Genomic DNA, 12712 nt, shown 5'->3' on the forward strand with positions numbered 1-12712 from the left:
TAATGGCCTGTACGTTGGTGAGCACCCCTCTCCACAAGAAAGGATTATTGACAAAACTGAGGATTGCCATAGCTTCCTCATTCTCTGCCGAGACGCATGCCGGCTCGGCGCACCACAAGATTCGCGCTACACCGCACGCAAGGCGTACGCCATGTGCCGCGCACACCATTTTGGGAGAGGATTAAGGACCGATGCCGCAAACCTACGACGTGGCGATTTCCGTCGATGCCAATAAGAGCAAGGGCCCCTACAAGCCGCTATGGAACTGGTTCGGCCATGACGAGCCGAACTACACCTACACCCCGAACGGGAAAAAGCTGCTGCGCGAGCTTGCCGAACTCAGCCCCGGCCCTGCCCATATCCGTACTCACAACCTGCTGACATCAGGCGATGGTCAGCACGCGCTGAAGTGGGGCTCGACCAACGCCTATACAGAAGACGAGAACGGCAACCCGGTCTACGACTGGACGATCATGGACCAGATTTTCGACTCGTATAAAGAGTCGGGCACATCGCCGCTGATACAGGTCGGCTTTACCCCCGAGGCGCTCTCCGACGATCCTGGTCCTTACCAACACAGCTGGTCGCTTGATGACCGGTACGCCACCATCATGACCGGCTGGGCTGCACCGCCGAACAATCTCGAGAAATGGGGCGGACTCATTGAGGCGTGGGCGAACCACCTCGTCGAGCGCTACGGCATTGAGACCGTGCGTCACTGGCCATGGGAAGTCTGGAACGAGCCCGATGGTCACTACTGGACCGGCACAATACCCGAATTCTGCGCCATGTATGATGTCACCGCAAAGGCCATCAAGAAGGTCATCTCCGATGCGCGCGTTGGCGGCCCTCACACATGTGGCGGGTTCTCGAACCCCAAGGCTCAGAAATTTCTCCGCGAGTTCCTGCAGCACGTCGTCGACAACAACTCGCCGATCGATTTCATCGCCTTCCACGCCAAAGGCAATCCCGTGGTCTACAAGGACCACGTGCGTATGGGCGTCTCGAAACAGCTGCGCGACATCGAAACCAATCTCGCGATCATCAACGAGTTTCCGCAACTGACGCACCTGCCGGTCGTCATCGGCGAATCCGATCCTGAGGGCTGCGCCGCCTGCTCGGCGCGTGTCCATCCGCAGAATGGATATCGTAACGGCCCGCTCTACGGCGTCTACGTCGTCGAAAGCATGCTTCGTACCTATGAACTCTCGCGACAGGCTGGCATCGAGATCGAAGGCGCCGTCACCTGGGCCTTCATGTTTGAGGACCAGCCATATTTTGATGGCTTCCGCGATCTGGCGACCAACGGCATCGACAAGGCGGTGCTCAACGGCTTCCGCATGCTCGGCATGCTGTCGGGTGAGTGGGTCGAAGCCGAAAGCGATCACGCGCTCGATATCGGCACCATCATGGAACATGGCGTGCGCGGCCAGCCCGACGTCAACGCGGTCGCAACGAAAGACGAGAAGGGCGTCAGCGTTCTCGTCTGGAATTACCATGACGATAACATTGAAGATGGCGACGCATCGGTCACGGTCTCACTCGCCAACCTGCCTGAAGGCGCAACGAAACTGCGCCACTACCGCATGGATAAGCATCATTCCAATGCTTATCAGGTCTGGCAGGACATGGGCTCGCCGCAAACCATTGAAGGCGCCGACTACGACAAGCTCGAAGCAGCCGGCAAGCTGGCGATGATCGAGGAAACCTCGTTGTCCGTCGACGGCGGCAATGCCAGCGTCAGCATGCAGCTGCCACGCCAGGGCGTATCGCTGCTGCGTATCGAATAGCCTGCATCACGCCGCAGGCTTTGCGACGGCGCCCGGCCTCCCCCTCCCGAGGACCGGGCGCCCCCGCAATCAGGTGACGATCTCGAGATAGCGCCGTTTGCTCGGTTGCAAATGGTCGACGCAGAGCTGCGATAGCACCCAGTTGTCTTCGCCCTTCAGCATCTCGATCATCAGCCGGTGCTGGGTATGGGACGTATCGAGCGCCTTGCGGTCGCTCATCGAGTTCGCTCGCACCGGCAGACTGAATCGCATGTAGAGCTCGATCGTCTGCACCAGATACTTGTTGCCGGCCGCGCCGAACAGCGTCAGGTGAAACCGGTCATTTGCCTCGTGCACGCCACGAAGATACCCGCTCTCGATATGGCGGCCGTGCTCCTCGTGGATCTCCAGCAATTCCTCGATCAGCTCCGCCGGGGCCGGCAGCGGGATCAACAGGGCGGCCTGGCGCTGCACCAGTTCGCGCACCGCGTAGATCTGCCGGACCTCATCCGAGGTCAGCGACCGAACCGTCGCGCCCTTGTTGCGCTCCCGCGCCACGATGCCCATCTGCTCGAGCTGCACCAAAGCCTGACGCACGAAATGCCGGGTGACCGGAAATCGCGCCAGAAGCGAATCCTCGGTCAGCCGCTCGCCCGGCCCCAAACGCCCAAAAATGATGTCTTCTTCGAGGGCCCGGGCGATACTCAGATCATCGTACTCGCGGCCGTCGTTTTCTTCTGATTTCAGCTCTGGTGTCATTGGCGCAAATCCAGCATTTGGGCCAGCCTATCAGGCTCCACCCCGATTCTCGAACCCGCTCAGGGCATAGGCATCTTCTACCAGCCGCAGAGTTTCGAGATTGTCCTTTGGATGCGTCTCGAACGCGCCACCATCGCACACACCGTCGACAAAGTGCGCAATCGCTGCGTGGTAACTGTCGAGATAGGTCTGCATCGGATCGAACTCTTCGCGATCGCTTTCGTCGCCCTCAAGCGTCAGTGTCGTGCCATCGAGCCTGGCGACACCTTTTGAGCCGATCAGCGTCAATTGATCTTTCGGCGCTGGTGCCGCGCCGGGCACTGCGAGATTGCCTGTCACAAACACCGGCACACCGTCGCTCTTGCGCTGCAGCGCGACGCCCGCAACGTCCTCCCCGACAATCTCATTGTTGGTGCGCTCCAGATGGGCGCCAAGGACACGCAGATCGCCGAGCAGAAACCGCAGGGAATCGAGATGATGAATCAGCACCTCCATCACCAGCAGCCGTTTTAGCCCCCGGAACATCGGCTGCCGCACCAGCGCCGGTCGCTCGCCGGTGCCGCCAGGGATCATGCCGCTCGACAAGAATTGAAACTGTACCTGCCGAATATCGCCGAGCCGTCCTGCATCAATCCATTCACGCAGCCGCCGGTAATAGGCGCGAAACCGCCAGTTCTCGTTGACCATGAACGGCACGCTGCCGCCGATTTCAGCGACCAGCGCCTCTGCCTCCCCAAAAGTCGGCGCCAACGGTTTCTGGCAGAGTACCGCGAGGCCGTTGCCGGCCCCGAGCCGCACCATTTCCAGATGAAACTCGCGCGGCGCGCAGATATCGAGCGCATCGAGCGTCATCGCATCGACCATCGCCTCTGCACTCGTAAACGTTTCTTCAATGCCAAAGTCCCGGGCACGGCGCTGCAGCGCGTTTGCATCTGGATCACAAATGGCCACCACCTGCGCGCGGTCACTGAGGCGCTGCCAGGCGCCGAGGTGATATTCGCTGACCCAGCCAGCGCCGACGAGACCTACGCGCATTTTCGCCATTGGCGTCCCCCGTGAGTAGAAAATTCAGTCCGCCACTTCTATCTTTATCAATAATGATCCGCAACGCCAGTCCTGCCTATCCGGCCCGCTCGGAGTCGGAAACTGCGCGTAATGCCCCACATGTCTTGGATTGCTCGCAGCATCTATCGGGCGCCGGGATAGTCCCGTGAAAGTGTCAATAAGAGACAGACAGGTAATTTTATTGACAATAATTGCCGCATGACTAGGCTACCGCAAAAGTGTGGGGCTGTCTCGGGCACCCCGCCCTACCAGGAGGCGATCATCTTGGCCCGCGGCCTACGCAGAAAACTCACCACCTATGGCGACGAGCAGTTCTCGTTGTTCCTGCGCAAGGCCTTCATCAAGGCCATGGGGTTTTCCGACGACGCACTCGATCGGCCGATCGTCGGCATCGCCAATACCTATTCCGATTACAACCCTTGTCACGGCAACGTGCCGCAATTGATCGAGGCCACCAAGCGCGGCGTTATGCTCGCGGGCGCACTGCCAATGGTGTTCCCCACCATCTCGATTCACGAAAGCTTCGCCTCTCCCACCTCCATGTATCTTCGCAATTTGATGGCTATGGAGACCGAGGAGATGATCCGTGCCCAGCCAATGGATGCGGTCATCCTCATCGGTGGGTGCGACAAGACGATACCCGCGCAAATCATGGCTGCCGCGAGCAGTGACGTACCCGCGATCGTGCTGCCCACCGGCCCGATGTCGACCGGCAGCCACCGTGGTGAACGGCTCGGCGCCTGCACCGATTGCCGCCGGCTGTGGGGGCAGTTCCGGGCCGGCGAGCTCGATGAAACCGAGATCGGCGCCATCAATAACCGGCTCGTCGCCTCTGTCGGCACCTGCACCGTCATGGGCACGGCAAGCACCATGGCGTGCCTTTCGGAAGCCATGGGCCTCTGCCTGCCAATGGCCGGCTCGGCACCTGCCACCTCTGCTGAACGCACCCGGCTCGCAGAGGAGACCGGGCGCGCCGCCGCCGAACTTGCCGCCAATGGCGGCCCGACCGTACGCGATCTGCTGACGCCGGCTGTGATGCGCAACGCCCTCGCAACGCTTCAGGCCCTTGGTGGCTCGACCAATGCCGTCGTCCACATGGCCGCCATTGCCGGCCGTCTTGGCACCAAACTGGACCTTCAAGAGCTTGATGCCATCGGCCGCGAAATTCCGGTTCTGGTGGACCTCAAGCCCTCCGGCTCCGCCTATATGGCAGAGTTCCACGACGCCGGCGGTGTACCGCGCCTCCTCGGCGAGATAGCCGATGCGCTCGACACCAGCGCCAAAACCGTCACCGGCAGCACCATTCGCCAGATGATTGATGGCGCCATGACCACGCCAAGCGACGCCATCATCAGACGGCGAGACCGACCGGTGAAGCCCACCGGCGCCATTGCGGTGCTACGCGGCAATCTGGCGCCGCGCGGTGCCGTCATCAAGCACTCCGCTGCCTCAGCCGCACTCTACCGGCATGAAGGCCGCGCCGTGGTCTTCGACACGCTCGCCGAAATGGCCGAGCGGATCGACGCCGACGACCTTGACGTCACTGCTGACGATGTCCTTGTTCTACGCAATGGCGGCCCACGCGGCGCGCCCGGCATGCCGGAGGCCGGCTATATTCCAATCCCGCGCAAGCTGGCAAAACAGGGCGTTCGCGACATGGTGCGGATCTCGGACGCGCGCATGAGCGGCACCGCCTTCGGCACCATCGTCCTCCACGTCACGCCAGAAGCCGCTGATGGCGGCCCCCTTGCAATCGTCAGGAGCGGTGATCGCATCCGCCTCGATGTCGAGGCGCGTACGCTCGATGTGCTGCTTGATGCCGACGAATATGCGCGGCGCATGGCGGCACTTCCCGAGCGCAAGCCGGCTCCGCCGCGCGGCTATGCCCGCCTCTACGACACCCACGTCCAGCAGGCCGATGACGGTGCCGATTTCGATTTCCTCTGGGGTACCGAATGACATCGGACGCCGAACCGCGCCAGTGCCTGCCGCCGCATCCGATCGCGCGCACGCCGCGACAACGCCTTCCCGAAGGCACGTGCGATTGCCACTTCCACGTCTTTGCCGAAGGCGCGCCGCTGGTCACACCGCGCAGCTATACCCCGCAGGTCGAGACCCTCGATGGTTGGCGGCGCCTTGCCGATACCGCCGGCATCGAACGCGGCGTTTTGGTGCAGCCGAGCGTTTACGGGCAGGACAATTCGGTGCTCCTTGACGCGCTCGCATCGGCTCCAGACGCACTGCGCGGGGTCGTCGTCATTCATCCTGAAACCTCGCCGGAGGAGTTTTCCCGGCTGGACGCCGCCGGCGTACGCGCCGTCCGGGTCAACCTGCGCAACAAGTCCGGCCTTGGCCTCGAGGCCGTGCCGGCGCTCGAGCGGCGTATGCAGCCGCTCGGCTGGCATTTCGTTTTTCAGGTGGGGCCGGAAACCCTCACCATTCTTGAGGACATGTTGCCGACCCTCTCGATCCCGGTCGTCATTGACCACCTGGCCTTTGTCGATCCGACAGGTCCCGATGCGCAAAAACACCTGGCGAGGCTCAAGCGGCTGCTCGAGACCGGCCAGGTCTATTGCAAGCTTTCTGCACCCTACCGGCTGGCACAAGCGCCACATTACGACGGCTTTGGCACCTTTGTCCGTGCCCTTGCCGAGACCAATCCCGATCGCTTGCTCTGGGGTAGCGACTGGCCGCACACCGAGCTGTTCGATACCGTGCCCGACGACACCGACCTTCTCGACGCATTCGATGAATGGGTGCCGCCCTCGCTTCGCCAGCGCCTTTTCGTTGACACCCCACAGTCCCTCTATTGGTCCAGGCCCTAATCTTGGAGACCGCAATGTCCAAACTCACCGAAGATGCCAAGGGCGTCTACGTTATCGCCGTCACGCCGTTCACCGAGAATGGCGCCCTAGACCTCGAAAGCGTCGACCGGATGGTCGATTTTTATGAGGAGGCTGGCGCGACCGGCCTCACCATTCTCGGTCAGCTCGGCGAAGCACCGAAGCTGACTGCGGAAGAATCGCGCCTTGTCGCTGAGCGCGTCCTCAAGCGCACCGATGGCCGCCTGCCCGTCGTGGTCGGCGTCTCCGCGCCCGGCCTCGCAGCAATGCGCGAGCTGTCTGAGACGGTGATGGGGCTTGGTGCCGCCGGCGTCATGGTTGCGCCACCCTGGACGCTCAAGACCGACGACCAGATCTTCGCCTATTACGCCAATGTGGCAGAGGCGCTTGGCGATACCCCGTTCGTCCTCCAGGATTACCCGCTCACCACCAATGTCACCATCGCGCCCAAGGTGATCGAGCGGATCATCAACGAGGTCGAGACCTGCGTCATGCTCAAGCATGAGGATTGGCCAGGCCTTTCGAAGATCGGCGCACTCCGCCGCTCGAGCGATGCCGGAAACACCCGTCGCATCTCGATCCTTTGCGGCAATGGCGGCTTGTTCTTGCCCGAGGAAATAGCCCGCGGCGCCGATGGCGCCATGACCGGCTTCTGCTACCCCGAGATGCTGGTCGGCGTAGTGCGCGAATATGCGGCCGGCAATCCCGAGCGCGCCCATGACATCTTCGATGCTTATCTGCCATTGGCGCGGTACGAGCAGCAGCAGGGCGTCGGCCTCGCCTGCCGCAAATACGTTCTCGCCAAGCGTGGCGTCATCGCCTCGCCCACATTGCGCAAACCTGGCGCGGCCCTCAGCCCCGAAGATACTGCCGATGTCGAGCGCCTGCTCGCCCGCCAGACCCGCCGCCTTTCGGAGATTGCAGTATGAAACTCGGCCTCGAAAAAAAGCGCGCACTGGTCATCGGCGCCAGCAAAGGCCTCGGTGCCGCTACCGCGATCGCTCTCGCCAATGAGGGTGCGACCGTTATCGGTGCCTCGCGCAGCGTCGATGCAATCTCGGCGCTCTCGGATCAGATCGATCCGGCATCCGGCGGCAGTATCATCGCGCATGCGCTCGATCTTGCGGATCCCGCCTCGGTCACGGCGCTCGCAGAGGCGCTCGTCGCCGATGGCGGCGTCGATATCATCGTCAACAACTCCGGCGGCCCGCCGCCCGGCGAAGCGCACGCAGTCGCCCCGGATACCTTCTCCAGCCAGTTCGACATCATGGTGCGCAGCCTGATCGAGATTACCCAGAAGCTCTTGCCGCAAATGCGCGAGAAAAACTGGGGCCGCATCCTCACGCTCACATCCTCCGGCGTCGAAGTGCCTCTGCCCCGCCTCGCCATCTCCAACAGCCTCAGGCAGGCGCTTGTCGGCTGGTCGAAAACCCTCGCCAACGAAGTTGCCGCCGATGGGGTCACCGTCAACATCATCGTTCAGGGTCGCATTCATACGGATCGTGTGGATCAACTCGATGAGGGGAATGCCAAGCGCCAGAACCTGTCGGTCGAAGAAGTACGCACCCGTTCGAAGAACAGCATCCCCATGCGCCGTTACGGCCGTCCCGAAGAACTGGCGGACACTGTGCTGTTTCTCGTCAGCGAACGCTCCAGCTACATCACCGGCACTCGTATTCGGGTCGATGGGGGCCTCATCGCAGCTGTATGATCCGCGAGCAGGTTCGGCGCCCACCGCAACCTCGATGCCGTTTGCTCGTTGAGCAAATTGGACGGCTGTCTTGCAGCCGTCGCTTGTTCTACGTCTGGGGGCACAGAAATGACGGTTACGCAGTGGGGAACCCGCCGGCTTGACGACGGGCGGATGCTCTTTCGGCTATGGGGCTCGGCTGGCGAAGAGATCAGTCTTCGCATCAACGGGCAGGATCACCCGGCGCGCCCCGATGCCGACGGCTGGTTCGAGTGGACGCTCGACACCATTGCGCCGGGAACTCACTACAGCTTCATACTCCCGGATGGCATGGAAGTCGCGGATCCCGCAGCCCGCGCGCAAGCCGGCGACGTCCATGGGCCCTCGGTGGTGGTCGATCCCGATAGCTATGTCTGGCAGAACCCTGATTGGCGCGCTCGTCCGTGGGAAGAGACGGTCTACTACGAACTGCACATCGGCACCTTCACGCCGGAAGGCACCTTCCTTGCCGCCATCGACAAGCTCTCACACCTCAAGCAGCTTGGCATCAACACGATAGAGATCATGCCCGTCGGTCAATTCGCGGGCAATCGCGGTTGGGGGTATGACGGCGTTCTGATCTACGCCCCGCACAACGTCTACGGCACGCCGGATGATTTGCGCGCGTTGATCGATGCCGCGCACGGACTGGGCCTCAATGTCGTCCTCGATGTGATCTACAACCACTTCGGTCCTGACGGGAATTATCTGTCGCTTTACGCCCCGGATTTCTTCCATCCGGAGCGGCATACCCCATGGGGTGGCGCCATCGCCTATGAGCGCGCGCCAGTGCGCGATTTCTTCATCGATAACGCCATTTATTGGCTCGAAGAGTTTCGTCTCGACGGGCTGCGGTTCGATGCGATCGACCATATCCGGGACGACAGCGAGCCGGAACTGCTGGTCGAGGCCGCTCGACGCATCCGCGCCAAATTCCCGGATCGCAATATTCATCTCACGACCGAAGACAACCGCAACATCACCACGCTCCACACGCGCGATGAAAACGGCGGTATTCCGCTGTTCAGCGGCGAGTGGAATGACGACTTCCACAACGTCGCCCACACCATCGCAACCGGCGAGACCGAAGGCTACTACGCCGATTTTGCCGAACATCACTGGCATATGATTGCCCGCTCGCTTGCCCAAGGCTTCGCCTATCAGGGCGAACGCAGCAAGCAGACAGGCGAGACGCGCGGCGAACCCAGCGCCCACCTGCCGCCCACCGCTTTCGTTGATTTCATCCAGAACCACGATCAGGTCGGCAACCGCGCCTTTGGTGAACGCCTGGTCGATCTGGCAGGCTCCGGCATGGTGCGCACGCTCATGGCCACGCTGCTGCTGTCGCCGCATATCCCGCTGCTGTTCATGGGCGAGGAATGGGGCGAAACCCGCCCCTTTATCTTCTTCACCGATTTCCATGGCGAATTGGCCGATGCCGTACGCGAGGGTCGACGCAAGGAGTTCGCCGGTTTCGGCGCCTTCCATAATTCCGCGGAGAGCCTTAAGCAGGTCCCGGATCCCAATAGCGAGGCCAGCTTTCTGGCCTCCAAGCTTGATTGGTCCCGGCTCGAGTCAGAGAGCGGCCGGGATTGGTTCGACTTCGTTCAGCACCTGCTAAAACTGCGCCAGGATCGCATCGTCCCATTGCTGGCTGGCGTTGGCGGCCATGTCGGCACGGTGGATCGCGCTGAAGAGGGCGTTATCGCGGTCTCCTGGCAGCTCTCCGGAGCCCGCCTCGTGATGATGGCAAATATGAGCCATGAGCCGGAACCCACCCCTTCAGCGGTCGGCGAGGTAATCTACACAAGCAGCCCCGAGGCGCTCCAGCAATTGCTTGACGAAACCGCCCTGCCCGGCTGCAGCATCGTCGTTGCACTCGATCGCGGCCATCAGGAACTCGTTCGTACATGAAGCCATCTGCCACCTACCGTCTCCAGTTCCGCGATGGCATGACCTTCGCGAAAGCCGAAAAACTGGTTCCCTACCTCAGCCAGCTCGGCATCAGCCACCTTTACGCCTCGCCGATCTTCTCGGCGACGTCAGGGTCTACCCACGGCTACGACGTCACAGACCACAACGTCTTTGATCCCGTTCTTGGGGGCAAGGACGGCTTCATGGCGCTGGCCGAAGCTCTGTCGTCTGCCGGCATCGGCCTCAGTCTCGATATCGTTCCCAACCACATGGCGGCGAGCACCGAGAATCCGTGGTGGCGCGATGTGCTGAAATGGGGCCAAGACAGCGCTTTTGCCAGCCATTTTGACATTGACTGGTCGGAGCGACTGACCGTCCCCAATCTCGGCAAACCGTTTGCTGAGTGCCTCGCGGACGGCGAGCTCGCCGTGGCGTTCGACGAACCGCACGCCGACTTTGTGCTGCAGTATTACGACCAGCGCTTCCCCATTCACCCCAACACATACCCGATCATCCTTGAGGCCATCGGCATCTCCAGCCCGCTCTCGGATCTGGCGAAAAACGCAGCGCCATCTGACAGCACGGCCCTCGCTGATGCGCTCCGCAATGAAGGAGCCAAGCTGTCACAGGCTCTTTCAGGCTTGGCCGACAATCACCAACTGCTCGAAACGCTGCACGAGGCACAGCCTTGGCGCCTGACCTATTGGCGTGATGCGCGCAAGCACCTGTCCTATCGCCGTTTCTTCGAGGTCACCGGCCTCGTCGGCGTTCGCGTCGAGGATAACGCGGTATTTGAGGACGTCCACCGTCTCAGTCTTGATCTTCTCAAATCTGGCGTGATTGACGGGCTGCGCATCGATCACGTCGACGGTCTTGCCGACCCGACCGGCTATCTGCGCCACCTGCGCGAGCGGGCAGGCCCCGATGCCTATATCGTCGTCGAAAAGATTCTCGGCCCCGACGAGTCCTTGCCCGAGAGCTGGCCGATCTCCGGCACCACCGGCTACGAGTTCATCGCCGCACTTGCCGACATGCTGTCTGATGAGCAGCACTTTCCCGAACTGGAAGCCGCCTACCAGAACGCTGTCCAACCCGAGCGTTCGCTTGAGGCGGAACGTCGCGCCGCAAAACTGCAAATTCTCGAGCACAACCTCGAAACCGAGTTGACGCTCCTCACCAACCTCGCGCGCGAAACCAGCGCACAGATGGATGGCCCGGAGGCAAGTGACGCCGACTGGCGCGTCGCCATCACCGAGCTTGCCGTCTCGTTCGACGTCTACCGCACCTATGTCGAACCCTCCGGCGCCCGGGAAATCGATCGGCAGATGATCGAGGCGCTCGCTGCAGGCCTGTGCCGGCACGCCGGCCTCAAATCGGATCTCGTCGACGCCCTCGCCCGCATGCTGCTCCTCGATGTGCCGGATAGCGCCCGCGAGAAGGCCTATCACTTCGTCCGCCGCTTCGGGCAAACCACCGGCCCGGTGATGGCCAAGGCGATCGAAGACACGTTATTCTACAGGAGGAACCTGCTGATCGGCCTCAATGAGGTCGGCGGCGAACCGGAGCTGTCTGGCGCCGCGATCGATGGCTTTCACGCCGCGATGGCAACGCGGCAGGAAGAGCAGCCGCATGGCCTACTGGCAACCGCGACCCACGATACAAAGCGTGGCGAGGATGCCCGTGCCCGCCTCTACACCATCAGCGAAAGCCCGGCTGCATGGGGCGATTTTGTCGAGGCATGGCGCGCCAAGCAGGCCTCCCAGGTCAAGACAATCGCGGGCGGCCCCGCGCCCGATCGCGAAACAGAGTGGCTGATTTTCCAAGCCCTGTTCGGCGTCTGGCCGATGCAGCCCGCCGATCTCGATGTCGCAGCGCTTTCCGAACGTTTCCTTGCCTATCTCGAAAAGGCCATGCGCGAAGCCAAGCGCCAGACCTATTGGACCGAAATCAACGAAGAGTATGAGAACGCCGCCCGCGACTACGCCATGGCGCTCCTCGAAGACCCGGCCTTCTGTACGGAGATGTCAGCCTTTATCGGCCCATACCTGCGCGCCGGTGCGCTCAACAGTCTGGCGCAGACCGCGCTCAAGCTCTTTGCCCCCGGCATCCCTGATATCTATCAGGGCACCGAGACCTGGGACCTCAGCCTTGTCGATCCCGACAATCGCCGCCCGCCAGACTTCATCAGCGCTGATGCCCATACCGAACTACGCGAGCAGCCTCTCGACGCCGCATTGCCGCACTGGCGCGACGGCACGCTGAAGCGCTGGCTGCTGGCGCGCGGACTTCAACTGCGCAAGGCCCTGCCAGACCTTCTCAGCGGCGGCGCCTACCTCCCCATCGTGGTCAGCGGCCGCATGGCCCGCCATCTCGTCGCCTTCGCCCGGACGGACGGAGACGCCTCCGTACTCCTCATCGTCCCACGGCTGCCTTTCGCCCTGCTGGGTGAGGATACCGACGATCTCGCCGTCGATCCTTCGATCTGGGCCGATACCACGCTCGATCTGTCGCCACTCGGCCACCGCACCCTCACCGATGCCTTGACCGGCCACAGCATCGAAACCGGCGGCACACTCAGCGCGCGCGAGGCGCTTTCTGCCCTGCCGATCGCGATGTTCACGAGCACAAGCTAA

Annotated in this window: 9 protein-coding genes; 7 read left to right on the top strand and 2 right to left on the bottom strand. The window is 62.2% G+C overall.

Annotated elements, in window-relative coordinates; translation table 11 throughout:
- Positions 1-191 precede the first annotated feature (191 nt).
- Positions 192-1790, top strand: a complete 1599-nt coding sequence (locus IE127_RS05910; RefSeq protein ID WP_189424246.1) for a GH39 family glycosyl hydrolase — start codon at positions 192-194, stop codon at positions 1788-1790.
- Between the two features lie 69 nt (positions 1791-1859).
- Here IE127_RS05910 and IE127_RS05915 read toward each other — a convergent pair whose 3' ends face one another.
- Positions 1860-2528, bottom strand: a complete 669-nt coding sequence (locus tag IE127_RS05915; protein WP_189424247.1) for a GntR family transcriptional regulator — start codon at positions 2526-2528, stop codon at positions 1860-1862.
- A 30-nt stretch (positions 2529-2558) separates the two neighbouring features.
- Entirely contained in the window at positions 2559-3572 is a 1014-nt protein-coding gene (locus IE127_RS05920) for a Gfo/Idh/MocA family protein (RefSeq protein WP_189424249.1), read from the bottom strand.
- 285 nt (positions 3573-3857) lie between these two features.
- Here IE127_RS05920 and IE127_RS05925 point away from each other — a divergent pair, with 285 nt between their 5' ends.
- The 6 genes from IE127_RS05925 to treY all read left to right on the top strand — a co-directional run bounded on the left by IE127_RS05925 (position 3858) and on the right by treY (position 12712).
- The gene (locus IE127_RS05925; RefSeq protein ID WP_189424251.1) at positions 3858-5552 is read left to right on the top strand and encodes an IlvD/Edd family dehydratase; all 1695 of its coding nucleotides are present in this window, start codon (positions 3858-3860) and stop codon (positions 5550-5552) included.
- The gene (locus IE127_RS05930; protein WP_189424253.1) at positions 5549-6418 is read left to right on the top strand and encodes an amidohydrolase family protein; all 870 of its coding nucleotides are present in this window, start codon (positions 5549-5551) and stop codon (positions 6416-6418) included. Before IE127_RS05925 ends, IE127_RS05930 begins: the two co-directional genes overlap by 4 nt.
- 14 nt (positions 6419-6432) lie before the next feature.
- Positions 6433-7365 (top strand): dihydrodipicolinate synthase family protein, encoded by a 933-nt coding sequence (locus IE127_RS05935; RefSeq protein ID WP_189424255.1) that lies wholly within the window; start codon positions 6433-6435, stop codon positions 7363-7365.
- Entirely contained in the window at positions 7362-8147 is a 786-nt protein-coding gene (locus IE127_RS05940) for an SDR family oxidoreductase (RefSeq protein WP_189424257.1), read from the top strand. The genes IE127_RS05935 and IE127_RS05940 overlap by 4 nt, the downstream gene beginning before the upstream one ends.
- Positions 8148-8255: 108 nt before the next feature.
- Positions 8256-10079, top strand: a complete 1824-nt coding sequence (treZ, locus tag IE127_RS05945; RefSeq protein ID WP_189424259.1) for a malto-oligosyltrehalose trehalohydrolase — start codon at positions 8256-8258, stop codon at positions 10077-10079.
- Complete coding sequence (gene treY / locus IE127_RS05950; RefSeq protein ID WP_189424260.1) at positions 10076-12712, top strand: malto-oligosyltrehalose synthase; 2637 nt, start codon at positions 10076-10078, stop codon at positions 12710-12712. Before treZ ends, treY begins: the two co-directional genes overlap by 4 nt.

The organism is Devosia pacifica, assembly GCF_014652635.1.
In the GTDB taxonomy this organism is placed as follows: Bacteria; Pseudomonadota; Alphaproteobacteria; order Rhizobiales; family Devosiaceae; genus Devosia; species Devosia pacifica.